At 71.7% G+C, this 24,162-nt stretch carries 21 protein-coding genes and 1 riboswitch; of the genes, 4 read left to right on the plus strand and 17 right to left on the minus strand.

The features are described from left to right. Window positions 1–6: 6 nt before the first annotated feature. Together HPF_RS05545 and HPF_RS05550 are read right to left on the minus strand one after the other, a co-directional pair. Window positions 7–663, minus strand: coding sequence for a response regulator transcription factor (locus HPF_RS05545; RefSeq protein ID WP_241559648.1), 657 nt, complete (start codon window positions 661–663; stop codon window positions 7–9). Further along, entirely contained in the window at window positions 642–2,615 is a 1,974-nt protein-coding gene (locus tag HPF_RS05550) for a two-component system sensor histidine kinase NtrB (RefSeq protein WP_133155986.1), read from the minus strand. Before HPF_RS05550 ends, HPF_RS05545 begins: the two co-directional genes overlap by 22 nt. Before the next feature lie 21 nt (window positions 2,616–2,636). On the opposite strand from HPF_RS05550, the gene HPF_RS05555 reads away from it, so the two are divergent. The 3 genes from HPF_RS05555 to HPF_RS05565 all read left to right on the plus strand — a co-directional run bounded on the left by HPF_RS05555 (window position 2,637) and on the right by HPF_RS05565 (window position 7,060). Further along, window positions 2,637–3,671 carry a DctP family TRAP transporter solute-binding subunit gene (locus HPF_RS05555; RefSeq protein WP_133155987.1) on the plus strand — a complete coding sequence of 345 codons (1,035 nt, stop codon included), beginning with the start codon at window positions 2,637–2,639 and terminating at the stop codon, window positions 3,669–3,671. A gap of 105 nt (window positions 3,672–3,776) precedes the next feature. Then, the gene (locus HPF_RS05560; RefSeq protein WP_133155988.1) at window positions 3,777–5,126 is read left to right on the plus strand and encodes a dicarboxylate/amino acid:cation symporter; all 1,350 of its coding nucleotides are present in this window, start codon (window positions 3,777–3,779) and stop codon (window positions 5,124–5,126) included. 152 nt (window positions 5,127–5,278) lie between these two features. Next, window positions 5,279–7,060, plus strand: a complete 1,782-nt coding sequence (locus HPF_RS05565; protein ID WP_133155989.1) for a monovalent cation:proton antiporter-2 (CPA2) family protein — start codon at window positions 5,279–5,281, stop codon at window positions 7,058–7,060. Window positions 7,061–7,075: 15 nt separating this feature from the next. Here the strand turns inward: HPF_RS05565 and HPF_RS05570 are convergent, their stop codons facing one another. The 11 genes from HPF_RS05570 to HPF_RS05620 all read right to left on the minus strand — a co-directional run bounded on the left by HPF_RS05570 (window position 7,076) and on the right by HPF_RS05620 (window position 20,364). After that, window positions 7,076–8,158, minus strand: coding sequence for a TRAP transporter substrate-binding protein (locus HPF_RS05570; RefSeq protein ID WP_066156230.1), 1,083 nt, complete (start codon window positions 8,156–8,158; stop codon window positions 7,076–7,078). A 97-nt stretch (window positions 8,159–8,255) separates the two neighbouring features. Next, on the minus strand, window positions 8,256–9,854 hold the full coding sequence (locus HPF_RS05575) for a bifunctional hydroxymethylpyrimidine kinase/phosphomethylpyrimidine kinase (RefSeq protein ID WP_133155990.1): 1,599 nt from the start codon (window positions 9,852–9,854) through the stop codon (window positions 8,256–8,258). Beyond that, the gene (locus HPF_RS05580) at window positions 9,851–10,630 is read right to left on the minus strand and encodes a thiazole synthase (RefSeq protein WP_133155991.1); all 780 of its coding nucleotides are present in this window, start codon (window positions 10,628–10,630) and stop codon (window positions 9,851–9,853) included. Before HPF_RS05580 ends, HPF_RS05575 begins: the two co-directional genes overlap by 4 nt. 3 nt (window positions 10,631–10,633) lie before the next feature. Continuing rightward, window positions 10,634–11,872 (minus strand): 8-amino-7-oxononanoate synthase, encoded by a 1,239-nt coding sequence (gene bioF, locus HPF_RS05585; RefSeq protein ID WP_133155992.1) that lies wholly within the window; start codon window positions 11,870–11,872, stop codon window positions 10,634–10,636. After that, entirely contained in the window at window positions 11,869–12,528 is a 660-nt protein-coding gene (bioD, locus tag HPF_RS05590; protein WP_133155993.1) for a dethiobiotin synthase, read from the minus strand. The genes bioF and bioD overlap by 4 nt, the downstream gene beginning before the upstream one ends. Next, the gene (locus HPF_RS05595; RefSeq protein WP_133155994.1) at window positions 12,525–13,823 is read right to left on the minus strand and encodes an adenosylmethionine--8-amino-7-oxononanoate transaminase; all 1,299 of its coding nucleotides are present in this window, start codon (window positions 13,821–13,823) and stop codon (window positions 12,525–12,527) included. Before HPF_RS05595 ends, bioD begins: the two co-directional genes overlap by 4 nt. Next, entirely contained in the window at window positions 13,820–14,212 is a 393-nt protein-coding gene (gene panD / locus HPF_RS05600; protein ID WP_127803249.1) for an aspartate 1-decarboxylase, read from the minus strand. The genes HPF_RS05595 and panD overlap by 4 nt, the downstream gene beginning before the upstream one ends. A gap of 30 nt (window positions 14,213–14,242) precedes the next feature. After that, the gene (gene thiS, locus HPF_RS05605) at window positions 14,243–14,440 is read right to left on the minus strand and encodes a sulfur carrier protein ThiS (RefSeq protein ID WP_066156248.1); all 198 of its coding nucleotides are present in this window, start codon (window positions 14,438–14,440) and stop codon (window positions 14,243–14,245) included. Next, complete coding sequence (locus HPF_RS05610) at window positions 14,434–15,576, minus strand: FAD-dependent oxidoreductase (protein ID WP_133155995.1); 1,143 nt, start codon at window positions 15,574–15,576, stop codon at window positions 14,434–14,436. The genes thiS and HPF_RS05610 overlap by 7 nt, the downstream gene beginning before the upstream one ends. A 3-nt stretch (window positions 15,577–15,579) precedes the next feature. Continuing rightward, window positions 15,580–17,472: a phosphomethylpyrimidine synthase ThiC gene (thiC, locus tag HPF_RS05615; RefSeq protein WP_133155996.1), complete on the minus strand. Its 1,893-nt coding sequence runs from the start codon at window positions 17,470–17,472 to the stop codon at window positions 15,580–15,582. A 101-nt stretch (window positions 17,473–17,573) separates the two neighbouring features. After that, a riboswitch (TPP riboswitch) is annotated at window positions 17,574–17,689 on the minus strand. A gap of 47 nt (window positions 17,690–17,736) precedes the next feature. After that, a complete protein-coding gene (locus HPF_RS05620) occupies window positions 17,737–20,364 on the minus strand; it encodes a cation-translocating P-type ATPase (RefSeq protein ID WP_133155997.1) in 2,628 nt (875 codons plus the stop codon). A gap of 127 nt (window positions 20,365–20,491) precedes the next feature. Between HPF_RS05620 and HPF_RS05625 the strand changes: the two genes are divergently transcribed. Beyond that, window positions 20,492–21,142, plus strand: coding sequence for a LysE family translocator (locus HPF_RS05625; RefSeq protein WP_133158031.1), 651 nt, complete (start codon window positions 20,492–20,494; stop codon window positions 21,140–21,142). A 14-nt stretch (window positions 21,143–21,156) separates the two neighbouring features. Here the strand turns inward: HPF_RS05625 and HPF_RS05630 are convergent, their stop codons facing one another. From HPF_RS05630 to HPF_RS05645, 4 genes are all read right to left on the minus strand, one after another. Next, window positions 21,157–21,783, minus strand: coding sequence for a DNA-3-methyladenine glycosylase I (locus HPF_RS05630; protein ID WP_079364641.1), 627 nt, complete (start codon window positions 21,781–21,783; stop codon window positions 21,157–21,159). Further along, on the minus strand, window positions 21,780–22,709 hold the full coding sequence (locus HPF_RS05635; RefSeq protein WP_133155998.1) for an alpha/beta hydrolase family protein: 930 nt from the start codon (window positions 22,707–22,709) through the stop codon (window positions 21,780–21,782). Before HPF_RS05635 ends, HPF_RS05630 begins: the two co-directional genes overlap by 4 nt. Beyond that, window positions 22,706–23,164, minus strand: coding sequence for a MarR family winged helix-turn-helix transcriptional regulator (locus HPF_RS05640; RefSeq protein WP_133155999.1), 459 nt, complete (start codon window positions 23,162–23,164; stop codon window positions 22,706–22,708). Before HPF_RS05640 ends, HPF_RS05635 begins: the two co-directional genes overlap by 4 nt. An 81-nt stretch (window positions 23,165–23,245) precedes the next feature. Beyond that, a complete protein-coding gene (locus tag HPF_RS05645; protein WP_066156271.1) occupies window positions 23,246–24,151 on the minus strand; it encodes a LysR family transcriptional regulator in 906 nt (301 codons plus the stop codon). Window positions 24,152–24,162: the final 11 nt, after the last annotated feature.

The following is a 24,162-nucleotide window of genomic DNA, read 5'->3' on the forward strand; positions in this document are numbered from 1 at the left end:
AGACGCTCAGTCGTCGGCGATCAGCCGGCCCATGCGGTGGGCCAGTTCCACCGCCGACGCCACGCCGAGTTTGTCGAAGATGTTGGCGCGGTGGAACTCCACTGTGCGCTGGGCGATGCCCAGGTGGTCGGCGATGTTCTTGTTGTAGTGGCCGGCCAGCAGCTCGTCGAGCACCTCGCGCTCGCGCGCGCTCAGCGCGGCCAGGGCCTGCTGGAAGCGCAGCTTCTCCCGCGCCTCGGTGTGCAGGCGCACGGCGGCCTGGCAGGCGGCCTCCACCTTGTCCACCAGCTGGTTGTTCTGGAACGGCTTTTCCAGGAAGTCCCAGGCGCCGTTCTTGACCGCGGCCACCGCCATGCCCACGTCGCCGTGGCCGGTGAGGAAGAGCACCGGCCAGGGCCAGCGGGCGGCCTTGAGCTGCTCGAAGGTGGCCAGGCCCGAGAGCGGTTCCATGCGGATGTCCAGCAGCACCACGCTGCAGGCCCGGGCCAGTTCACCCAGCTCGCCGCGCTGCAGCGCCTGCACGAAGGCGTCGCCCCCGGTCCACACGCGGGTGGGCAGGCCGCGCGAATCGAGCAGCCAGGCCAGGCCGTCGCGGAAGTCCGCGTCGTCGTCCACGATGTGGACCGGCGGGTTCGGGGGGGTCAGGGGTTCAGGGGCAGCCACAGCGTGAATTGTGCGCCGAGCAGGTCGGGGCAGTCGCTCAGGTCGATGTGGCCGTGGTGCGCTTCGGCGATGGAGCGGCAGATGGCCAGGCCCATGCCCATGCCGCCGGGTTTGTGGCTGGCGAAGGCGTCGAACACCGTGGCGCGCTGCTCGGGCGGCACGCCGGGGCCGCTGTCGCACACGCGCAGGCCGATCTGGCCGTCGCCGGTCACCAGGCCTACGCGCACGGTGGGCGGGGTACGGCCGCTGCGCGCGGCCCACTCGCCGGCGTTGAGCACCAGGTTGTGCAGGGCGTTTTCCAGCAGCAGCGCGTCGGCCGGCACGGTGGGGCCGTCGCTCCCAGGCAGGGCCAGTTCCAGCCGCACGCCCTCGGGCAGCGGCACGGCCTGCGCCACGCGCGCAGCCCACGGGGCCAGCGCCAGCGGCAGGCGCACGGTTTCCTGGCGCCGGGCGAGGGCGTTCACGCGCTGGATCACGCGGCCGGCCTTGTCGGCCATGCGCTCCATGCGCTCGACCACCGGCACGATCTCTTCGAGTGTGATGCGCTGCTCGCGCACCCGGTTGAGCAGGCCGGTGGCGAAGCTGCTGAGCGCGCCCAGCGGCTGGTTGAGCTCGTGCGCCAGGGTGGACGCCACCTCGCCCATGGCCACCAGACGGCCCGAGGCTTCGAGCTGTTCCTGCTGGCGCGCGGCCAGGCGCTCGATGCGGCGGCGCTCGGTCACGTCCAGCACCGAGCCGACCCAGCCCACCACCTCGCCGCTGGCCAGGCGCAGCGGCGCGCTGTGCGCCAGCACGTCCAGCCGCTGGCCGTCGCGGTGCTGCAGCTGCAGGGCCAGGGCCTCGGGGGCTTGCGCGGCGCGCTGCACCTGCTCGAACTCGTCGCCCTGGTCGGCGGGCCAGTAGGGGAGTGGTCCTGTGTGTGCCATCAGCTCGGCCGGTGTCCAGCCCACCAGGCGGGCGAAGGCCGGGTTCACGTGCAGCAGGCGGCCCTGGGTGTCCCAGGCGCGCAGGCCCAGCGTCACCGAGCGTTCCATGGCGGTGCGCAGCGCCAGCTGGGTCTGCAGCCGCGCCTCGGCGCGCTGGCGGCGCGCGCTGTCGCGCCACAGGGCCAGCAGCGCCAGCAGCATGCCCAGCAGGCACAGCAGCGCCGCGGCGAAGAAGGCGCGCGGCGCCAGCGGGGGTGTGCTGTCGGTCAGTGCGACCCGCAGGCGCAGCTGGGCGCCCGGCAGCTGGATGGGGGCGGTGAAGTGCAGGCCGTCGTCGGGTGCGGCCGTGCTGTTCTCGTCGGCCAGCGCGACGTTGTGGTCCTGCAGGAACCAGGCGGGCAGCACGTCGGCCAGCAGGCGCTGGACCGGAACCGCGGCCACGGCGTCGCCGGTGAAACGGCCCTGTTCAAAGTGCGGCACGGCCAGCCAGAGCCAGGCGTCGCCACCGTCGGCCGTGGCGAACGGGCCGGCGTAGGCCGGGCGCTGCAGGCCGCGCGTGGTGTCCAGCATGGTGGCCAGGGCGGCGGCGTGTCCGGGGTCCTGCGCCGCGGCCTGCAGTTCGGCCGGCCAGCCGCTGCGCCCACCCGGCGGCGCGGCCGGCACCCAGCCGTGGAAGGCGATGCGGCCGGGGCTCTGCCACCAGGGGCCGTGGCGCGCGGCCACCGCGTGGTCGTCGCCGCCGTTCTGGTGGGCCTGTGCCAGCGCGGCCAGGTCGGTTTCGAGGCGGCGGAAGTGGAAGCGCAGGGTCTGGTCCAGCCACTCGGCGTCGGCGGTGCGTCGGCGGTCGGCCTCGCGCGTTTCCTCGCTGCGCAGGAACAGCCACAGCGCCAGCGCCGACGCGGCCACCAGCAGCAGCAGCGCCACCAGCCAGCCCATGGCGCGGCGCGTCAGGGCCGCGGTCTGGCGCGTGTCCAGATCGAGCGCGTCGAGGTCGGGTGCGGGCCGGGCGGGGGTGTCGGAGGACATGGGCCCGCTAGCATAGCCAGCATGCCTGTCGAGTACCCGTCGCCGTCCACCCCGTCCCTGCCGCGCGTGCGCCGCCGGGCGCTGCTGGGCGCGGCCTGCGCCCTGGTGGGCGGCCCGGCGCTGGCGGGCGCGCCGCCGGTGCTGCTGCGCTTCTCGCACGTGGTGGCGCCCGACACGCCCAAGGGCCAGATGGCGCTGCGCTTCCAGGCCCTGGTGCACCAGCGCGGAGGCGGGCGCATCCGCGTCGAGCTCTACCCGGACTCGCAGCTCTGGGGCGACGACGAGATGGAGGCGCTGCGCCTGGGCGCGGTGGAGATGCTGGCGCCCTCGCTGTCGAAGTTCGGCATGGCCGGGGTGCCCGAGTTCGAGGTCTTCGACCTGCCCTACCTGTTCGCCGACCTGGCCCAGGTGCGCCGCGTGACGCAGGGGGCGGTGGGGCGCGGGCTGCTGGAACGGCTGGCGCGCCAGCAGATGCGGGGGCTGGGTTTTCTGGACAACGGTTTCAAGCAGATGAGCGCCCGGCGCGCGCTGCGCACCCCCGCCGACTACCGCGGCCTGCGCGTGCGGGTGCAGGCCTCCCGGGTGCTGGGTGAGCAGATGCGCGCCCTGGGGGCGCAGCCGGTGGTGCTGCCGTTTGGCGAAACCCAGCGGGCGCTGGCCAGCGGCGTGGTGGACGCGGCAGAGAATCCGCCGAGCAACTTCCTGACCCAGGGCCTGGCCGCGCTGCAGCCGCACCTGACGCTGACGCAGCACGGCTACCTGGGCTACGCGGTGGTCACGCACCCGCGCTTCTGGGAGAGCCTGTCGCGGGTCGACCGGGTGCTGGTGGACGACGCGCTGGCCGAGGCGCTGGCGCACGGCAACCGGCTGGCCGAGGCGCTGGACCGCCAGGCCCTGGCGACCCTGCGCCAGACCCCCGGCCTGCGGTTGCACGCGCTGGGCGCGGCCGAGCGCGAGGCACTGCGCCGCCACCTGCGGCCGGTGGTGGACGGCTTCGGGCGCAGCGTGGGGGCGGGGCTGCTGCGCGACGTCCAGCGGGCCATCGGCAGCGGCTGAACCGCCCGGTACGTAGTTCTACGACTGTTGAACGCCACAGTTGGCGCGCGGCGGGGGGCTGCGTATCGTCCCGCATCCCCCAAAACAGCCCCACGGAGACACGCCATGGCTGCAACCGCCGAGCGCAAGCCGCTCTACAAATCCCTCTACGTCCAGGTCCTGTTCGCCGTCACGGTGGGCGTGCTGCTGGGCCACTTCTACCCCGCGCTCGGGGAGCAGATGAAGCCGCTGGGTGACGCCTTCATCAAGCTGATCAAGATGATCATCGCACCCATCATCTTCTGCACCGTGGTGGTGGGCATCGCCGGCATGGAAGACATGAAGAAAGTCGGCAAGACCGGCGGCCTGGCGCTGCTGTACTTCGAGGTCGTGTCCACGGTGGCGCTGCTCATCGGCCTGCTGGTGGTCAACCTGATCCAGCCCGGCTCGGGCATGCACGTGGACGCCGCCTCGCTCGACACCAAGGCCATCGCGGCCTACACCGAGCCCGGCAAGATGAAGGGCACGGTCGATTTCCTGATGGGCGTGATCCCCAGCTCGGTGGTGGACGCCTTCGCCAAGGGCGACATCCTGCAGGTGCTGCTGTTCTCGGTGCTGTTCGGCTTCGCGCTGCACAAGTTCGGCGGCCGCGGCACCATGGTGTTCGACTTCATCGAGAAGAGCTCGCACGTGCTGTTCGACATCGTCGGCATCATCATGAAGGTGGCCCCCATCGGTGCCTTTGGCGCCATGGCTTTCACCATCGGCAAGTACGGCATCGACTCGCTGTTCTCGCTGGGCAAGCTCATGGGCACCTTCTACCTGACCTGCCTGATCTTCGTGTTCGGCGTGCTGGGCCTGATCGCGCGCCTGCACGGCTTCTCCATCGTCCGGTTCATCAAGTACATCAAGGAAGAACTGCTGATCGTGCTGGGCACCTCGTCCAGCGAATCGGTGCTGCCGCGCATGATGGAGAAGATGGAGAACCTGGGCGCCAAGAAATCGGTGGTCGGCCTGGTGATTCCCACCGGCTATTCGTTCAACCTCGACGGCACCTCGATCTACCTGACCATGGCCGCGGTGTTCATTGCCCAGGCCACCGACACCCCCATGACGCTCACGCAGCAGCTGACCCTGCTGGCCGTGCTGCTGCTCACCTCCAAGGGCGCGGCCGGCATCACCGGCAGCGGCTTCATCGTGCTGGCGGCCACGCTGTCGGCGGTGGGGGGCGTGCCGGTGGCCGGCCTGGCGCTGATCCTGGGCATCGACCGCTTCATGAGCGAGGCCCGCGCCCTGACCAATCTGGTGGGCAACGGCGTGGCCACCCTGGTGGTCGCCAAGTGGACCGGCGACCTGGACATGCAGCGCCTGAACGAAGGCCTGGCCCACCCCACGGCCCAGGAAGCCGACGAGCCCGAGGCCATCCTCGACCAGCAGGTGGCGCGCATGGCGGTGGCCGCCGACGCGCCGCGCTGAGCGGGGTCGTGCCGGTCGACTGCCCGGCCCCATGAGCTTTGCGTCACACTAGCGCGGCAGTCGACGACTGTTTCGTTCCAATCTGACGAGGAGGCGTGCCATGCACGTGGCGATGGTGGGGGTCGTTGTGGCAACTCTTGCGGGCTGGACTCATGGCGGCTGAAGCAAGTTCGGGCAGCCTGATCCAGGTGGTGACCCTGCTGGGCGCGGCGGTGGTGGTCGTGCCCTTGTTCAAGCGCCTGGGCCTGGGCTCGGTGCTGGGTTACCTGGCCGCGGGCCTGGCCATCGGCCCGTTCGGTGCTGGCCTGTTCACCGATCCGCAGAGCATCCTGCACACCGCCGAGCTCGGCGTGGTGATGTTCCTGTTCGTGATCGGACTGGAGATGCGGCCCTCGCACCTGTGGAACCTGCGCCGCGCGATCTTCGGACTGGGCAGCCTGCAGGTGGTGGTGTGCGGTGCGCTGCTCACGCTGGTGGGGGTGGCGTCCGGCTTTTCGTGGCCGGTGTCCTTCATCAGCGCCATGGGCTTTGTGCTGACTTCCACCGCCATCGTGATGCAGCTGCTGGGCGAGCGGGGCGACCTGGCGGCGCCGCGCGGACAGAAGATCGTGGCCATCCTGCTGTTCGAAGACCTGCTGATCGTGCCGCTGCTGGCGCTGGTGGCCTTCATGGCCCCCCCTGTCGCCGGTGAGGTGGTGGCCTCGGCGGGCGCGCGCTGGACGGCGGTGGGCATGGCCCTGGCCGCCATCGGCGTGCTGGTGGCGGCCGGCCTGTGGCTGCTCAATCCGCTGTTCCGCGTGCTCGCCAACGCCAAGGCGCGCGAGGTCATGACCGCCGCCGCGCTGCTGGTGGTGCTGGGCTCGGCGCTGCTGATGCAACTGGGTGGCCTGTCGATGGCCATGGGCGCATTCCTGGCCGGTGTGCTGCTGTCGGAATCGACCTTCCGTCACCAGCTGGAGGCCGACATCGAGCCTTTCCGTGGTCTGCTGCTGGGGCTGTTTTTCCTGGGCGTGGGCATGTCGCTCGACCTGGCGGTGGTGGCTCAGAACTGGCCGCTCATCGTCTCGGGCGTGCTGGCGCTGATGGTGGTCAAGGCGCTGTGCATCTACGGCGTGGCGCGTCTGGCCAGAAGCTCGCACATCGACGCGCTGGACCGCGCGGTGCTGATGGCCCAGGGCGGTGAATTCGCCTTCGTGCTGTTCGCAGCGGCGCTGGCCGCCAAGGTGATCGACCCGGTGGTCAATGCCAACATGACCGCCATCGTGGTGCTGTCCATGGCGCTCACGCCGCTGACGGTGCTGCTGCACAAGCGTTTCGCCCGCCAGGCCGTGGTGTCGATGGACGGTGTGGAGGCGGTGGGCGAGCGCACCGCCAGCGTGCTCATCGTCGGGTTTGGCCGTGTCGGCCAGATCGCCAGCCAGGGTGTGCTGGCGCGCGGGGCCTCTCTGACCATCATCGACAACGACACCCAGGTGATCCGCGACGCCGAATCCTACGGCTTCAAGGTCTATTACGGCGACGGCAGCCGCCCCGACGTGCTGCATGCGGCCGGTGCGCACTCTGCCAGCGCGGTGCTGGTGTGCATCGACGACCGCGCGGCGGCCACGCACATCGCCGAGATTGCCAGGGACGCCTGCCCGCAGGCGCGCGTGCTGGTGCGGGCCTTCGACCGCGAACATGCGATCGAGCTGTCCAGGGCTGGTGCCGACTTTTTCGTGCGCGAGACGTTCGAGTCGGCCATGCTGCTGGGCCGCGAGGCGGTGATCGCCACCGGTGCGAGCGCGGAAGAGGCCGACGAGGTCATGGCCGAGGTGCGCCGCCGCGACGCCGGCCGCTTCGACCTGGAGCTGGCCGGCGGCCTGTTCGCCGGCCGGGCCCTGGTGTTGCGCAACATGGCCAACAAGGACGCCGCCCATGGCGGCGTCACTGGCTGAGCCGTCAGGCCGGGTTCAGAGCTTCAGGCCGGCGATGTAGCTGTCGTAGCGCCACTCGGAGAACTTGCTCCACAGCACCTGGTCGCGCTGGAAGGCGCGCATGTCCTGGTGGATCTTCTTGAACTCGGGCGACTTGGCCTCGTGCTCGGCGAACACCTCCATCGACGCCTTGTAGCCGGCGTCCATGATGGACTTGTCGAAGGCGCGCAGCTTGGTACCGGCGGCCACCAGGCGGCGCAGGGCGGCCGGGTTCTGGGCGTCGTACTTGGCGGTCATGTCGCGCGCGGCCACGGCGCCGGCGGCACGAACGATGGCCTTGTTCTCGGCCGACAGCGCGTCAAACGCCTTCTTGTTGATGAAGAACTCCAGCTCGGCGCCGCCTTCCCACCAGCCGGGGTAGTAGTAGTTCTTGGCGACCTTGTGGAAGCCGAGCTTTTCATCGTCGAACGGACCGACGAATTCGGTGGCGTCCAGCGTGCCTTTTTCCAGCGCCTGGTAAACCTCGCCCGCGGGCATGTTCTGCGCCACCACGCCCAGCTTGGTCATGGCCTCGCCGAACAGGCCGCCGCCCATGCGCATCTTCAGGCCCTTGAGGTCGGCCGCCGACTTGATCTCCTTGCGGTACCAGCCGCCCATCTGGGTGCCGGTGTTGCCCGCGCTCATGGAGGTGATGTTGTACTCGGCGTAGAACTCGTCCATCAGCTTGCGGCCGTTGCCGTGTTCCATCCAGGCGTCCATGTGGCGGGCGGTCAGGCCGAAAGGCACCGCGCAGCCGAAGGCGAAGATGGAGTTCTTGCCGGTGAAGTAGTAGGACGCAGTCTGCGCCATCTCGATGGTGCTGTTCTGCAGCGCATCGACCACGCCGAACGGCGGCACCAGCTCGCCCGCGGCGTGCACCGACACCTCGAACTTGCCACCCGAGAGGGCCTTGACGGTTTCCGAGAACTTCTCGGCCGAACCGAAGATGGTGGGCAGCGACTTGGGGAAGCTCGACGCCAGGCGCCAGCGCACGGCGGCCTGGGCGTGCACGGCGGGGGCCGCGCCAGCGGCGAGCACGCCCGCGATGCCGGCGTGTTTGATCAGGGAACGACGATCCATGGTTTTCTCCGGGATGAAAAATGCCGGTGCCCCGGGGCGTCTGGCGCCCCGGTCGCCCGGCGGTTGGCAAACCCGTGAACCTTACCAGAGAGATGGGCTAACCCTTATCACCTACCGGACGCTGGCAGGGGCCGGACAGCGAGGGGTGTGGCAGGGCCGGCACCGGGTGTCGTTGTGCGGCGGCCCGCCCCTCGGCCCAGGCACTGCGCCAGGCCGGCAGGGTCTGCGATGGGTCGTCGCCCAGGCCCCGCACCACGCAGCCGCCGGCCGCGCCTGCGGCGGCCACCGCGCGCAGTTGCGCCGGATCGAGGACGCCGCCGATGCCCACCACCGGCGTCGGCGCCATGTGGGCCCACCAGGCCAGGTTGTCCAGGCCCTGGGGCCGCCAGGGCATGTCCTTGGTGGTGGTGGGCCAGACCGGGCCGCAGGCGATCAGGTCGGGCTGCAGCGCGGCGGCGCGGCACAGCTCCCATAGGCTGTGCGAACTCAAGCCCAGCTGCACGCCCGCCTCGCGCGCCGCCTGCAGCGCGGCGCGGTCGCTGGCCGTCAGGGCCAGCAGGTCTTCCTGCCCCAGGTGCAGGGCGCGGGCGCCGGCGTGCAGCGCGGTCTGCCAGTGGTCGTTGACCACCAGCGTGACGCCGGCCGCGTCGGCCGCGCGCTGGCTGCGGACGATGGCGGCGTGCAGCTGCGTGGCCCAGGTGCGGTCGTCCAGGCCCGCCGGGCGTTTCGTGCGCAACTGGATCGTGTCCACCGTGGGCGTGGCGCTCAGCACCGACTCCACACGCTCGGCGCTGTCGACGATGGCGTAGACCCCGGGGTCGCGGCTGCGCGCTTTCGAGGGCCAGGCGGTCGGCGCCTGCGTGCCAAGCGACAGGCGGGGCAGCAGGCAGGGGTCGGTGCCGAAGCCTTCGCGGGCCACCACCGGCCCGGCGCCGCGCCCCACGGCGCGCGCGTGGCGCAGCGCGTGGGTGGTCGCCATCTTGGCCAGCACCGCGGCGTCGGCCGCCACGAAACCCAGCGCCAGAGCCGCAGCCAATGAGGTGGCGTACGTGCAGCCGGTGCCGTGGTGGTGGGGCGTGTCCACGCGCGGCAGCGTCAGCCAGCCACGGGCGTGCGGCGTGTCGATCCAGTCGTGCGCGAGCCCGGGTGTGGCGGCGTCGCCGCCCGTGACCAGCACCGCCTGCACGCCCTGCGAACGCAGCACAGAGGCCATGGCGGGCACGCCGTTGTCGCCGTCCGGGCCGAGCAGCAGCACCGCCTCGTGCTGGTTGGGCGTGATCGCGGTGGCCCGGGGCAGCAGCTCGTCGCGGTAGACCCGCATCAGCGCCTCGTCCACGAAACCGGCGCCGGTGCTCGCGCGCAGCACCGGGTCGATCACGAAGGCCAGCGGTGCGCGCGTGCGCAGCCGGTCCACCCAGCGCGCGACCACCCGCGCGTTGGCGGCGCTGCCCAGCAGGCCGGTCTTGATGGCGGCGGGCGGCATGTCCTCGGCCAGCGCGGCCAGCTGGGCGTCCAGCAGATCGGGCGGCACCGCGTCGATGCGGGTCACCGCGGTGGTGCTCTGCGCCGTGACGGCGGCGACCACCGGGCACAGGTGCACGCCGAAGGCATCGGCCGCGCGCTGGTCGGCCGCCAGGCCCGCGCCACCACCGCTGTCGGTGCCGGCGATGCTCCAGATCACAGGGTTCTTGTTCATGGGATCAGAAAGGGGTGTCCACTCACGGGGGTGCTCGCCACGGCCATGTCCTGCGGCGCCATCACGCCGGCTTCGTAGGCGGTGCGCCCCGCCTCGATGGCCAGACCGAAGGCGCGCGCCATGCGCACCGGGTCCACCGCCTGGCTCACGGCGGAGTTCAGCAGAACTGCGTCGAAGCCCAGCTCCATGGCCTGCGCCGCATGAGAGGGCGCTCCGATGCCGGCGTCCACCACCAGCGGCACATCCGGCAGGCGCGCGCGCAGGGTGCGCAGCGCAAACGGGTTGATCAGGCCCTGGCCCGAACCGATGGGCGCCCCCCAGGGCATCAGCACTTCGCAGCCCGCATCGAGCAGGCGCTGGCAGGTGACCAGGTCGTCGGTGCAATAGGGGAAGACCGCAAAGCCGTCCTTGATGAGCTGCGCCGCCGCCTCCACCGTGCCCCAGGGGTCGGGCTGCAGGGTGTGCTCGTCGCCCACCACCTCCAGCTTGATCCAGCGCGTGCCGTAGAGCTCGCGCGCCATGTGGGCCAGGGTGATGGCCTCGCGCGCGGTGCGGCAGCCGGCGGTGTTGGGCAGCAGGTGGACGCCGCTGTTCACGATGCCCTGCACGAAGCCGTTGTCGCCGGCGGCGGCCAGGGTGCGCCGCAGGCCCACGGTGACGACCTGCGTGCCGCTGGCCGCGATGGCCTCGCGCAGCACCTGGGGCGAGGGGTAGCCGGCGCTGCCCAGCAGGAAGCGGCTGGACAGCTCGGTGCCGTAGACGGTGAGGGTGGACATGGTTCAGGCTCGTGGGGGTTGGGCAGCGTCCGGGGCCAGCCGGTCCAGCGCCAGGACCAGCCGGTGGATGTGGTCTTCGGTGTGGGCGGCCGAGAGCGCGATGCGCAGCCGCGCCGTGCCTTCGGGCACGGTGGGCGGGCGGATGGCCGGCACCCAGATGCCTTGTTCGCGCAGGCCTTCCATCACGGCCAGCGCCTCGGCGTTGCCGCCGATCAGCAGCGGCTGGATCGGTGTGTCCGAGTGGCCGAGCTGCCAGCCGCTGCGCGCCAGCACCGGTTGCAGGCCCTGGCGCAGTTGCGCGATCAGGCGCCGCAGCTGCGCGCGGCGCCCGTCGCCCTGTTCGATGAGCCGCAGGCTGCTGCGCAGCGCGCAGGCCAGCAGGGCGGGCGCGGCGGTGGCGAAGATGTAGCTGCGCGTCTTCTGCAGCAGCCACTCCACCAGGTCGTCCGGCCCGGCCACGAAGGCGCCGGCCACGCCCGCGGCCTTGCCCAGCGTGGCCATGTAGAGCACGCGGCGCGAGGCACTGGCGCCGCTCAGGCCCACGGCGGCCAGGCTGCCACGCCCCTGCGGGCCGCAGACGCCGAAGCCATGCGCGTCGTCCAGCAGCAGCAGCGCGTCGTGCCGCTCGCACAGCGCGAGCAGCGCGGGGATGTCGGCCACATCGCCGTCCATGCTGAACACCGCATCGCTGATCACCAGCTTGCGCCGGGACGTGCTGGCGGCGAGCTGGGTCGCGAGGTCCGCCAGGTCGGCGTGGGCGAAGCGGTGGATGCGCGCGCGCGAGAGCCGCGCGCCGTCGATCAGGCAGGCGTGGTTGAGCGCGTCGGAAAAGATCGCGTCGCCGTCGCCCACCAGGGCCGGCACGATGCCGATGTTGGTGGCGTAGCCGGCGTAGAAGTAGAGCGCGCGCGGCAGGCCCACGAAGGCGGCCAGCTCGCGCTCCAGCGCCTCGTTGGCGGTGCTGTGGCCGCTGACCAGGGGCGAAGCGCCAGCGCCGACACCGAAGGACCTTGCGCCTTCGCAGGCCGCGTCGGCCAGGTCGGGGTGGCCGGCGAGGGCCAGGTAGTCGTTGCTGCAGAAGGCCAGCATCTCGCGCCCGTCCACGCGCAGCACGGCGCCTCCCGCGCTGTCGCCCGCGGGTTCGACCGCGCGGCGGCGCCGGCGCAGGTGGGCGGCGTCCAGGGCCGCGATGCGGGCGGGGATCTCGTCGAGCCAGGAGCTGGCGGATGGTGTGTGTGTCATGGCAGTTCGATGGGCACCGTGCGGAAGTCCGGTGCGGCGCTGTGCGCGATGTCGGCCAGCAGCGGCGCACCCAGGCGCTGGCGCAGGAAGGCGATGTTGTCGTCCGCCGCTGCCATGCCCGGGTCGATGCGGTTGGCCACCCAGCCGGCCAGCGGCAGGCCGCGCGCGCGGATGGCCTCGGCGCTCAGCAGCGCGTGGTTCAGGCAGCCCAGGCGCAGGCCCACGACCAGCAGCACCGGCAGGCCCAGGGCCTGGGCCAGGTCGGCGCCGGTGTGCTCGGGCGAGAGCGGCACCAGGAAGCCGCCCGCGCCTTCCACCACCATGGCGTCGGCGTGCTGCGCCAGTTCGCGCTGGCAGGCCACCAGGTGGGGGATGTCGATGCGGGTGCCGGCGCGTTCGGCGGCGAGGTGTGGCGAGAGCGGGTCAGGCAGGCGCACCGGGTTGTCCAGCGCGGGCGGCACCCCCACGGTGGACGCGGCGCGCAGGGCGATGGCGTCCTCGCTGTCCCAGCCGTCCGGCGTCTGAACCAGGCCCGCGGCCACCGGCTTCATGCCCACCACGCGCGGGTGGCGGCGTGCCAGCGCGTGCAGCAGCGCGCAGCTCACCAAGGTCTTGCCGACGCCGGTGTCGGTGCCGGTCACGAAGTAGGCCGTCATCGGGGTTCCTCGCTGAGGCTGGCCTCCAACGCGGCCAGTGCGCCGTGGGCCAGGTGCTGCATCGCCTCCTCGTCCAGCACATAGGGTGGCATGAAGTACAGCGTCTTTCCGATGGGCCGCAGCACCAGGCCGCGCGCCAGCGCATGTCCCTGGTAGCGGCGCGCGAGGTCGGGCAGTGGCGTCTCGACGTCCCAGGCCCAGATCATTCCCTGGCGCCGGGCGTGCCGCACCCGCGGGTGCGCGGTCAGGGGTGCCAGCAGCGCGTCCAGCGCCTGCGCGGTGCTGCGGTTGCGGGCCAGCGCGTCTTCCTGTTTGAACAGGTCCAGCGTGGTCAGCGCGGCGCGGCAGGCCAGCGGGTTGCCGGTGTAGGAGTGCGAGTGCAGGAAGCCGCGCGCCACGTCGTCGTCGTAGAAGGCGCTGTACACCGCGTCGGTGGTCAGCACCGCCGACAGCGGCAGCGTGCCGCCGGTCAGGCCCTTGGACAGGCACAGGAAGTCGGGCCGGATGCCCGCCTGCTCGTGCGCGAACAGGGTGCCGGTGCGGCCGAAGCCGGTGGCGATTTCGTCCACCACCAGGTGCACGCCGTGACGGTCGCACAGCGCACGCGCCTGGCGCAGGTAGGCCGGATCGTGCATGGCCATGCCGGCGGCGCACTGCACCAGCGGCTCCACGATCAGCGCGGCCGTGGTCTCGTGGTGCTGCGCCAGCCAGTCGGCCAGCGCAGCGGCGGCGGCGTCGGCCCCGATGCCGCGCCGGTCGGGGCTGGGCACGGTGGCGGCCAGCCGCACCAGCGGCGCGTAGGCCTCGCGGAACAGGGCGATGTCGGTCACGGCCAGCGCGCCCACGGTTTCGCCGTGGTAACCGCCGGCCAGGCCGACGAAGCGGCTCTTGGCCGGGCGCCCGCTGTTGCGCCAGAAGTGTGCGCTCATCTTGAGCGCGATCTCGGTGGCCGAGGCGCCGTCGCTGGCGTAGAAGGCGTGGCCCAGCCCGGTCAGCGCCGACAGCCGTTCCGACAGCTCCACCACCGGCGCGTGCGTGAAGCCCGCGAGCATCACGTGGTCCAGCGTGGCCATCTGGTCGGCCAGCGCGGCGCGCATGGCCGGGTGGCTGTGGCCGAACAGGTTGACCCACCAGGAGCTGACCGCGTCCAGGTAGCGGCGGCCGTCGGTGCCATACAGCCACGGCCCCCCGGCACGCGCGATGGCCACCGGCGGCAGGGCCTCGTGGCGCTTCATCTGCGTGCAGGGGTGCCACACGCTGCGCAGGCTGCGCTGCGCGAGGTCGGCGGTGTTCACTTCACCTGTTCCTGTGTCTGCACCGGCACGTGGTCGCGCGAGCCGTTGGCGCGGTTGTGCTCGTCGACAAACACCAGCTTGGGCTTGTGCGTGGCGACCTGGTCCTCGTGCACCTGTGCGAAGGCCGCGATGATGAGCAGGTCGCCCGCCGAGGCGCGGCGCGCCGCCGAGCCGTTGACCGAAATCATGCCGCTGCCGCGCTCGCCCTTGATGGCGTAGGTGATGAAGCGTTCGCCGTTGTTGATGTTCCAGATGTGGATCTGTTCGTTCTCGGCGATGTTCGAGGCGTCCAGCAGGTCTTCGTCGATGGCGCAGGAGCCTTCGTAGTGCAGCTCGCACTGGGTCACGGCGACGCGGTGGATCTTGGACTTGAGCAGGGTGCGGAACATGGTGGGTGTCTCCGGGTTCGGTGAATGAGGTCAGCCGCCGACGATGGCCTGGAAGGTCAGCACGGTGTCGTTGGGCTGCAGGACGGTGGTGGCGCGTTGATCGCGCGGGACGAAGGCGCCGTTCACGGCGGTCGCGATGGTATCGGGGTCCATGCTCCGTTCGTCCAGCAGCTGGGCCAGCGTCAGGCCCTCGGGGCAGGGCAGGGTGAGGTCGTTGAAGGTCAGCATGTTGTGACGGAGGAGAAGCATTGCCGCAAGGCGTCTTCGACCAGCGCGGGCGCCAGCAGCCAGCCGTGGCGGTACAGGCCGTTGATGCGCAGCAGGCCGTCCTGGTGGTCGATGCGCGGCTCGTTGTCGGGCAGGGCTGGGCGCAGGTTGGTCTCCAGGTGCACGATGCGCGCCTCGGCCAGCTCGGGCAGCACGCTCTGGGCGGCCGCCATCAGCTCCACCGCGCTGCGCAGGCTCACCGGCGAGCGGTCCTCGCTCTCGATCTCGCTGGCACCAATGACGATGTGGTCGCAGGGCCTGGGCACGATGTAGACGCGGTGGCGCGGGTGCAGCAGGCGCACCGGCCGGTGCAGCGGCACGCCGGGCGCCTGCAGCCAGACCACCTCGCCGCGCACGCCGCGCACGGGCAGCTCGGGCCGGGCACCCGTGCCGCGCACGTCGATGGCGAGGTCGAAGCGCTGCTCACTGCTGTCGTCCAGCGCGATGCGGCCCGCGCCCACCGACGCCACGGTGTGCCGCCAGCGCCAGCGCACGCGGGACGAGGCCGCGCACAGCGCGGGCAGCACCTGCAGCGGCAGGATCTGGCCCTCGCCCGGCAGCAGCCAGGCGTGCAGGCGCGGGTCGATGGCCGGTTCCAGCGCCGTCAGGGCGCCGCGGTCCAGCCGCTGCGGGGTCTGCGCGTGGCCGACCAGGTCGGGCGCCTGTGCCAGCCGCGCCAGCACGCGCTGGGCCGCGCCCAGGTCGCTGCCGTGCGCCACCAGCAGGCTGCCCAGGGTGCGCAGCTGCAGCGCCGGTTCCTCGCCGGTGCCGGGGCTGGTCGAGCAGCCGGTGCAGCTGCCGCAGGCGGCGGGCAGGGCGCCCGCACGCGGCGATCCTGCGCGGGCCAGGGCATCGGTGATCTCGCGCCACAGCGCCATGGAGCGCCAGCCCAGCGCGGCGATGGCGGGGCCGCTGTTGTCCAGCTCGGCCAGCGGGCTGAGCATGCCGGCCGCGGTGAAGGCCGCCGGCCCCTGGCCGTCGCTGCGGGCCTGCGGGCCATCGGCCGGGTCGAACACCGTCACCTCGTGGTGGGGCGACAGCCGCCAGGCGAGCAGCCGGCCCAGCAGGCCGGCGCCCGCGATACCGATGCGCGCCATGGCTCAGGCCTTGTTTTTCAATGAGTCGACGGGCACGTAGAACTCGCCGCCCACCGCCTTGAACTCTTCGCTCTTGCGCGCCATGCCATCGGCCAGGGCCTGCTCCTCGCTCAGGCCTTTGGCGGCCGCGTAGTCGCGCACGTCCTGCGTGATCTTCATGCTGCAGAACTTGGGCCCGCACATCGAGCAGAAGTGCGCCTCCTTGGACGAGTCCTTGGGCAGCGTCTCGTCGTGGTAGGCCTCGGCGGTCTGCGGGTCCAGGCCGAGCGCGAACTGGTCGCGCCAGCGGAACTCGAAGCGCGCCTTGCTCATCGCGTCGTCGCGCGCGCGCTGGCCGGGGTGGCCCTTGGCCACGTCGGCGGCGTGGGCCGCGATCTTGTAGGCAATGATCCCCTGCTTGACGTCGTCGCGGTCCGGCAGGCCCAGGTGCTCCTTGGGCGTCACGTAGCAGAGCATGGCCGTGCCCATCCAGCCGATCATGGCGGCGCCGATGGCCGAGGCGATGTGGTCGTAGCCCGGCGCGATGTCGATGGTCAGCGGGCCCAGGGTGTAGAACGGCGCCTCGTGGCAGTGCTTGATCTGCTCGTCCATGTTGGCCTGGATCATGTGCATGGGCACGTGGCCGGGGCCTTCGATCATGGTTTGCACGTCGTGCTTCCAGGCGATCTGCGTCAGCTCGCCCAGGGTCTTGAGTTCGGCGAACTGCGCTTCGTCGTTGGCGTCCGCGCCCGAGCCGGGGCGCAGGCCGTCGCCCAGCGAGAAGGTCACGTCATACGCCTTCATGATTTCGCAGATCTCGTCGAAGTGCGTGTACAGGAAGTTTTCCTTGTGGTGCGTGATGCACCACTTGGCCAGGATGGAGCCACCACGGCTGACGATGCCGGTGCGACGCTTGGTGGTCAGGTGGATGAAGGGCAGGCGCACGCCGGCGTGGATGGTGAAGTAGTCGATGCCCTGTTCGGCCTGCTCGATCAGCGTGTCGCGGAAGATTTCCCAGGTGAGGTCTTCGGCCACGCCGCCCACCTTTTCCAGCGCCTGGTAGATCGGCACCGTGCCGATGGGCACCGGCGAGTTGCGCACGATCCAGTCGCGCGTGGTGTGGATGTTCTTGCCGGTGGACAGGTCCATCACCGTGTCGCCGCCCCAGCGGATGGACCACACGAGTTTTTCGACTTCTTCCTCGATGGACGAGGTGACGGCCGAGTTGCCGATGTTGGCGTTGATCTTCACTAGGAAGTTGCGGCCGATGATCATCGGCTCGACCTCGGGGTGGTTGATGTTGGCCGGGATCACCGCGCGGCCGCGCGCCACCTCGTCGCGCACGAACTCGGGCGTGATCACGTCGGGGATGCGCGCGCCCATGCCGTTGCCCTTCAGACGCGCCTCGCGCTCGGCGTCGCCGAGGTATTCCTTCATCCACTCGCGCTTGCCGTTCTCGCGGATGGCGATGTACTCCATCTCGGGCGTGACGATGCCTTTTCGCGCGTAGTGCATCTGCGTCACGTTGGCGCCGGCCTTGGCACGCAGCGGCTGGCGCTGCAGGCCAGCGGCCTCGGCACGCAGGGCTTCGATGCGCGCGTCCGCCACCTCGCCGTGTTTGCCGCCGTCGTCCAGTGCCACGCGGGCGCGGCCCTCATAGGCCTCGGTGTCGCCGCGCGCGGCCACCCACTCGCTGCGCACCGGCGCCAGGCCTCGGCGGATGTTGATGTCCGCGGCCGGGTCGGTGTAGGGGCCGGAGGTGTCGTAGACCGTGACGGTCTCGCCGTTGGTCAGCACGATCTCGCGCATGGGCACCTGCACGCCGGGCTGTACGCCAGGCGCATAGACCTTGCGGGACTGGGGGAACGGCTCGCGCGTGAGCGTGAGCAGCTGCTGGAGCTTGTCGGGGGCGTTCATCGGGCGGTCTCCTGATTGAAAAAGCTGTTGCGAAAACGAACAGCTCCGGAGGACCGCCCGGAGGGACCATGGGTGTGGACGGATGCACCCCGTCCACGGGTCCTTCAAGGCAACGCTCTTCTTTCGCCGGTACTAGCCGGATCAAGTTCACGGGTTCGGTGTGTCACACCATCTCAGCGCCGGGCCTTGGCAGGCCCGTGCACCCCGGAGCAGGCGCGCAGTGTAGCGTGCTTCTTTGCGGGGCGCCAAATGTCCCTGCGACGGTCAGCGCTGCGCCCGCCGCCCGCGCCGGACCCGCTTGATGGCCTCGAACCAGAACACGCTCAGCAGGCCGAGCCCACCGGCCGCGGCGAGTTCGTGCCAGGGCAGCGGCGCGAAGCGCAGCACCGCCACGGCCCAGGGCACATACAGGGCGGCCAGCAGCAGCGCCAGGGCCAGCCCCACCACCACCCAGAGCGAACGGTTGGGCGTGCGCAGCGTGATCCAGAACGGCTCGGTGGCCGAACGGTTGGACAGGATCAGCGCCAGGTTGCCGATCACCAGGGTGGCGAAGGCGAAGGCGCGGGCCTCTTCCTCGGGCAGGCGCGGCGCGGCCCAGGCGAAGGCCCCCAGCACCGCCGCCAGAACGCCCATGCCCTGCAGCAGCGCCAGCCACAGGGTCACGCCGCCGAACAGCGGGGCGCTGGCATCGCGCGGAGGGCGCTGCATCAGGTCGCTCTCGGCCGGTTCGTTTTCAAACGCGACCGAGCAGGCCGGGTCGATGATGAGTTCGAGCAGCGCGATGTGCATGGGGAACAGCAGCGCCGGCCAGCCCAGCAGCACCGGCAGCAGCGCCATGCCGGCGATCGGAACGTGCACCGCCAGGATGTAGGACATGGCCTTGCGCAGGTTGTCGAAGATGCGCCGCCCCAGCCGCACCGCGCGCACGATGGCCGCGAAGTCGTCGTCCACCAGCACCAGCGACGCCGCCTCGCGCGCCACGTCGGTGCCGCGCAGGCCCATGGCCACGCCCACGTGCGCGGCGCGCAGGGCGGGTGCGTCGTTCACACCGTCGCCCGTCATGGCCACGATGTCGCCGCGCGCCTTGAGCGCCTGCACGATGCGCAGTTTCTGTTCCGGCGCGATGCGCGCACACACGCTCACGTGTGCCATGCGTTCGCGCAGCGCCTCGTCGCCGAGCGTCGCCATCTCGTCGCCCGAGAGCACGTCGGCCGCGGTGAGCGACGCGGCCAGGCCCGCCTGCTGCGCGATGGTCAGCGCGGTGGCGGGGTAGTCGCCGGTGATCATGACCACGCGGATGCCCGCCGCGCGGCACTCGGCTATGGCCGCAGGCACCTGCGGGCGCACCGGGTCGGCCAGACCCAGCAGGCCGACGAACGTGAAGTCGAAGTCGTGTTCGTTCGCGGGCCAGTCCTCGCCCTCGAACCGGCCGCTGGCCACCGCCAGCACGCGCAGGCCCTGAGCGGCCAGGCCGTCCACCACCGCGGCGATGTGCGCCCGCTTCGCCGCGTCGAGGTGGCACAGGTCCATCACCGCTTCGGGGGCGCCCTTGGCGGCCACCGTCTGCGCGCCGCCGTCCGACGCCATCCACACATGCGACATGGCGCGCAGCGCCGGGCTCAGCGCATAGGTCTGCACCAGCCGCCAGTCGTGGTGCAGGTGCTCGGTGTCGGCGAGGAAGCGCGCGCCCAGCTGGTGGAAGGCCTTCTCCATCGGATCGAACGGCTCCACCACGCTCGCCAGGATCGAGTACTCCACCAGCGTGTGGAAGGCTTCTGGCAGGGGTGCGCTGCCCAGCGTGTCCAGCGCCAGCCGGTCCGGCAGCGCGGCACCGCCCGCGGCCAGGTGGGTGACCGTCATGCGGTTGGCGGTCAGCGTGCCGGTCTTGTCGCTGCACAGCACCGTGGTGGCGCCCAGGGTTTCGATGGCGTTGATGCGCCGCGTGAGCACGCCTTCCCGCGACAGGCGGCGCGCGCCCAGGGCCGGGAACACGGTCATCACCACCGGGTATTCCTCGGGCAGCATCGCCATGGCCAGCGCGATGCCGGCCAGCGCGGCCTGCAGCCAGTCGCCGCGCAGCATGCCGTGCACCAGCACCAGGGTCAGGCTCAGCAGCAGAGCCAGCAGGGCCAGCTTGCGCACCAGCGCCGTGGTCTGCCGCTGCAGCGGGGAGCGTTCGTTGTCCAGCGTGCCCAGCGCCAGGCCGATGCGCCCGATCTCGCTGCGCGCGCCCGTGGCCGTGACCTGGGCCAGCGCCTGCCCGCGCACGATCAGCGTGCCGGCGTAGACCGTGGGCAGGTCGTCGCCGCCAGGGCGGTGGCCCTGGGTGCCACCGTCGCCCGCGGGCGCAGCGCTTTCGTGGGGCAGGGCGGCCCGTTTGGCCACGGGCACCGGCTCGCCCGTCAGCAGCGACTCGTCGGCCTGCAAGCCATCGGCCGACAGCAGCAAGGCGTCGGCCGGCACGCGGTCGCCTTCGCTCAGCTGCAGCAGGTCGCCGCGCACCACCTCGCTCCCGGCGATGCGCTGCGTCACGCCGTCGCGCACCACCAGCGCCCGCGGGCTGGTCAGGTCGCGCAGGGCCTCGATGGCGCGTTCGGTCTTGCCCTCCTGGTACAGCGTCAGGCCCAGGGTGACGAGCACGAAGCCGAACAGGGTGAGCCCTTCCTGCAGGTCGCCAAAGACCAGGTAGAGCGTGCCCGCCGCCAGCAGCAGCAGGAACATGGGCTCCTTCGCCGTGTCCCGCGCGATGGACAGCAGGCTGCGGCGCTGGCCGCCGGGCAGGGCATTGGGGCCGTCTTCGGCCAGACGCTGTGCGGCCGTGGCCGAGGAGAGGCCCTGGCTGGCACCGGCCAGGTTGTCCGGATCGGCGGGGTGGGTGGTCGGTGAGGGCATGCCCGAGCGTAGCGCAGCGGGTCGGGGGTGCCCATTCACCGCCAGCGCCTGCCTGCGAGGGGCGTCACCACCGCGACTGAACCGACAATCTGAGGCTTTGCCCGAACGCGCAACCGACCCGAACGCCATGCCCACGCTTGCTCAAGTCCTGCCTTTCCTGCTCACCGCCATCCTGCTCACCGCCATCCTGCTCACCGCCACGCCGGGACCGGACAACCTGATGGTGCTCAGCGTCGGCGCCTCCAGAGGCCGGCGCCTGGGCATGGCCTTCGGCCTGGGCTGCGCCACCGGCTGCCTGAGCCACACGGTGCTGGCCGCGCTGGGCGTGTCGGCGGTGCTGGCCGCTTCGCCAGTGGCCTTCACCGCGCTGCGCTGGCTGGGCGGGGCCTACCTGGTGTGGCTGGGCATCAACGCCCTGCGCAGCCGGGGCGGGCTGGGCCTGCCGGCCGAGAGCGGCGCGCCCGCCGCCGCCGACTCCGCGGCGCGGCAGTTCTTCAAGGGTATGCTGGCAAACGCCATCAACCCCAAGGTGGTGCTGTTCTTCCTGTCCTTCCTGCCGCAGTTCGTGGTGCCGGCCAATGGCAACGTGCCGCTGCAGATGGCCATGCTGGGCGTGGTGTTCACGCTGCAGGCGGCGGTGCTGTTCGGCGCACTGGGCTGGTTCGCCGGCGGCATCGGCCAGTGGCTGCAGCGCCGCCCGCGCGCCGGCCTGTGGCTGGACCGCGTGAGCGGCGTGGTGTTCGTGGGCCTGGGCCTGCGGATGGCGCTGTCGCGCTGAGGCGCTGAACGGCCTCAGGCGGGCCGGGCCATTGGCGGCTTGAACGTCTTGCGCGCCGCGGCCACCTTGGCACGCGCATGGCAGCCCAGTTCATGGTCGTTGACCAGGCCCATGGCCTGTATGAAGGCGTAGGCGGTGGTGGGGCCGACGAAGACCCAGCCGCGTTTCTTGAGGTCTTTGGCCATGGCGACCGAGGCCGCGTGGGTGGACGCGGTCTGTGGTGCCGCGAGCGTGGCCGGGTCGGGCTCGAAGCGCCAGAAGTAGGCGCCGAGCGAACCGAACTCCTTCACCAGCGCCTGCGCGCCGGCCGCGTTGCGGATGACGGCTTCGATCTTGCCGCGGTGGCGCACGATGCCTTCGTCCTGCAGCAGGCGCTCGACATCCGCCGGACCGAAGGCGGCGACCCGATCGAAGTCGAAGCCGAGGAAGGCGCGGCGGAAGTGTTCGCGCTTGCTGAGGATGGTGCGCCAGGACAGGCCCGACTGGAAGGCTTCGAGGCAGACCTTCTCGAACAGCCGCCGGTCGTCCGCCACGGGAAAGCCCCATTCGGCGTCGTGGTAGGCCGGGAACTCGGGGGCGCCGTTGCACCAGCGGCAGCGCGGCAGCTCGTCGGTGGCGTCGGTCTGCGGGGGGGCGGTCATGGGTGGGCCCTGGCGGCGGCACCCGACGGGGCGCCAGCGACCGCCAGTGTCTCACCGCGCACCGCCTGCGCCATCAGCGGCCACACGCTCTGGTGCGACTGCCGGAACCAGTCGAGGTGGCCGAGCTGGCGCAGGCCGTGGTCGCGCGGCCGCAGGCAGTGGGCCTGGCGCGGCGCGGCGGGCAGGGTGCGCAGGAGGTCGGCCACGGTGGCGGCGTTGGCGATGTCGTCGTCCTCGGCGTGCAGCACGGTCACGGGCGTGCGCACCTGGGCGTGGAAGTCCTGCTCGGGCCGGTGGCGCACGGCGTTGGTGGCGTAGCCGCCGCGGGCGCACCAGCGCGACCACTGCAGCGCCACGCCGGCCGGCAGGTTCTCGCCCAGGCCCAGCAGTGCGGTGGTGCCGTAGCCGGTGAGGCGGGTGCCCAGCGGCAGCACCAGCCGCATGCCGAAGTTGGCCTTCAGCCGGAAGCCGGGCCGCATGGCCTTGAACCAGCCGGTGGAGGCCGAGATGCCGACCAGCCGCGCGACGCGGTGGTGGTTGGGCAGCAGGCCGATCATCTGCCCGCCCGCGCTGTGGCCGACGATCACGGCCTGCGCGGCGCCGGTGTGCGCCAGCAGCCAGTCCAGCGCCGCCACCTGGTCCTGCTGGCCCCAGTCGGCCAGGGTGGCGCGGCAGTCTTTCAGGCGCCCGTGCAGCGAGAGGCCGATGCCCCGGTAGTCGAACACCAGCACGTCGTGGCCCTGCGTGGCCAGCCAGCGTGCGAAGCGCAGGTAGAAGTGCTGCCGCACGCCGGTGGCCGGCGAGATGAGCACCGGCAGGCCGCCGTCCGGGCCGCCGCTGCGGGCGATGAAGTGGCCGTGCAGGCGCTGGCCGTCGGCGCAGGTGATGGGCACGGCCTCGTCGGTGGTCGGGGGTGGTGTGTTCATGGCGCGTCGGGCTCCTGGGCGGTCTGTTGCACGTGTTGCAGCCAGCGGGCCACGGTGGCCAGCTCGTCGGGGCTGAAGCCGGTGGTCAGCCGGCGGTTGATGCGCTGGATGGCCGAGCGCAGCAGCGGCAGCTGATTCCGCCCGGCGGGCAGCAGCCACACGCGCTGGGTGCGCGCGTCCTCAGGGCAGGCGGCGCGCTGCACCCAGCCCAGCGCCTCGGTGCGCTGCACCAGGCCGGTGGTGGCCGAGGGCGCGAGGTCCAGCGCCTGCGCGATCTCGCCCATGGTGCGGCCGTCGCTGTCCTGCAGCACGAACAGCAGACCGCCCTGCGCGGGCGAGGGTGCGTCGGCGTTGTCATGCGCCAGCCGCAGCTGTTCGGCGGCCACGAGCTGCTGCAGGCGGCGCTGCGCGGTGTTGAGCAGGAAGATGAGGCGGGGCGGTCGGGTGGGTGGCATGCGGTGTTGTATTTGTTTCGCATGCGAAATATATCCACCAAGTGGCGCAGGCGCCAGCGCCGGCTGTCGCCACCGCGTCGGTCAGCCCTGCAGGCGGGGGGTGATGAGCGCCGCCAGCCAGTGCATGAACACCTGCACGCGCTGTGGCAGGTGGCGCCGGTGGGCGTAGACGATGGAGACTGGCAGGGGCGCGGCGCGCCACTTCGGCAGCACCTCCACCAGCCGCCCGGCCTGCAGGTGGGGGCGCATCCCGGCCTCCGGCACCTGGACGATGCCCAGGCCGGCCAGGGCGGCGGCTTCGTAGGCGGCGGTGGTGTTGACGGTGAGCGCGCCGTCCATGGCCAGGGTGTGCACCGTGCCGTCGGCGTCCACATGTTCAAAGCCGTCGGCCTTGTTGCCCAGTGTGGGCACGTAGTGCACCAGGCGGTGCCGGCCCAGGTCGGCCAGCTTGCGGGGCCTGCCGTGGGCCTGGAGGTAGGCGGGGCTGGCCAGGTTGACCATGCGGTAGGCGCCCAGCGGCCGGGCGATCAGGCTGGAGTCGGCCAGGTGGCCGACGCGCAGCACGCAGTCGAAGCCCTCGCGCACCAGGTCCACGCGGCGGTCCACCGACGAGAGCTCGATCTCCAGCGCCGGGTGCTCGGCCATGAAGCGCGGCAGCGCGGGAATGACCAGTTCGCGCGCCAGGGTCTGCGGCATGTCCACGCGCAGGCGCCCGCGCAGCGCGGCGGGCTCGGCCTGGAACAGGCCACGCAGCTCGTCGACATCGGCCAGCAGGTCCAGCGCCCGTTCATAGACCACCTGACCGTCCTGCGTGAGCTGCACGCGCCGCGTGGTCCGGTGCAGCAGGCGCGTGCCGAGTTCGGCCTCGGCCTCGCGCACCGCGGCCGACACGCTGGTGCGCGGCAGGCCCAACTGCTCGGCGGCGGCGCTGAAGCTGGCCAGTTCGGCCACGCGGGCAAAGATGCGCAGCGATTCGGTGAGGTGCATGGATCGGTTTG

Source organism: Hydrogenophaga pseudoflava (assembly GCF_004353865.1).
Lineage (GTDB): Bacteria > Pseudomonadota > Gammaproteobacteria > Burkholderiales > Burkholderiaceae_C > Hydrogenophaga > Hydrogenophaga pseudoflava.

Coding starts and splice junctions, on each gene's coding strand:
- HPF_RS05550 (WP_133155986.1), bottom strand. CDS start 2,615: ATGTCCTCCGACACCCCCGCCCGGCCCGCACCCGACCTCGACGCGCTC.
- HPF_RS05555 (WP_133155987.1), top strand. CDS start 2,637: ATGCCTGTCGAGTACCCGTCGCCGTCCACCCCGTCCCTGCCGCGCGTG.
- HPF_RS05560 (WP_133155988.1), top strand. CDS start 3,777: ATGGCTGCAACCGCCGAGCGCAAGCCGCTCTACAAATCCCTCTACGTC.
- HPF_RS05565 (WP_133155989.1), top strand. CDS start 5,279: ATGGCGGCTGAAGCAAGTTCGGGCAGCCTGATCCAGGTGGTGACCCTG.
- HPF_RS05570 (WP_066156230.1), bottom strand. CDS start 8,158: ATGGATCGTCGTTCCCTGATCAAACACGCCGGCATCGCGGGCGTGCTC.
- HPF_RS05575 (WP_133155990.1), bottom strand. CDS start 9,854: ATGAACAAGAACCCTGTGATCTGGAGCATCGCCGGCACCGACAGCGGT.
- HPF_RS05580 (WP_133155991.1), bottom strand. CDS start 10,630: ATGTCCACCCTCACCGTCTACGGCACCGAGCTGTCCAGCCGCTTCCTG.
- bioF (WP_133155992.1), bottom strand. CDS start 11,872: ATGACACACACACCATCCGCCAGCTCCTGGCTCGACGAGATCCCCGCC.
- bioD (WP_133155993.1), bottom strand. CDS start 12,528: ATGACGGCCTACTTCGTGACCGGCACCGACACCGGCGTCGGCAAGACC.
- panD (WP_127803249.1), bottom strand. CDS start 14,212: ATGTTCCGCACCCTGCTCAAGTCCAAGATCCACCGCGTCGCCGTGACC.
- thiS (WP_066156248.1), bottom strand. CDS start 14,440: ATGCTGACCTTCAACGACCTCACCCTGCCCTGCCCCGAGGGCCTGACG.
- HPF_RS05610 (WP_133155995.1), bottom strand. CDS start 15,576: ATGGCGCGCATCGGTATCGCGGGCGCCGGCCTGCTGGGCCGGCTGCTC.
- thiC (WP_133155996.1), bottom strand. CDS start 17,472: ATGAACGCCCCCGACAAGCTCCAGCAGCTGCTCACGCTCACGCGCGAG.
- HPF_RS05620 (WP_133155997.1), bottom strand. CDS start 20,364: ATGCCCTCACCGACCACCCACCCCGCCGATCCGGACAACCTGGCCGGT.
- HPF_RS05625 (WP_133158031.1), top strand. CDS start 20,492: ATGCCCACGCTTGCTCAAGTCCTGCCTTTCCTGCTCACCGCCATCCTG.
- HPF_RS05630 (WP_079364641.1), bottom strand. CDS start 21,783: ATGACCGCCCCCCCGCAGACCGACGCCACCGACGAGCTGCCGCGCTGC.
- HPF_RS05635 (WP_133155998.1), bottom strand. CDS start 22,709: ATGAACACACCACCCCCGACCACCGACGAGGCCGTGCCCATCACCTGC.
- HPF_RS05640 (WP_133155999.1), bottom strand. CDS start 23,164: ATGCCACCCACCCGACCGCCCCGCCTCATCTTCCTGCTCAACACCGCG.
- HPF_RS05645 (WP_066156271.1), bottom strand. CDS start 24,151: ATGCACCTCACCGAATCGCTGCGCATCTTTGCCCGCGTGGCCGAACTG.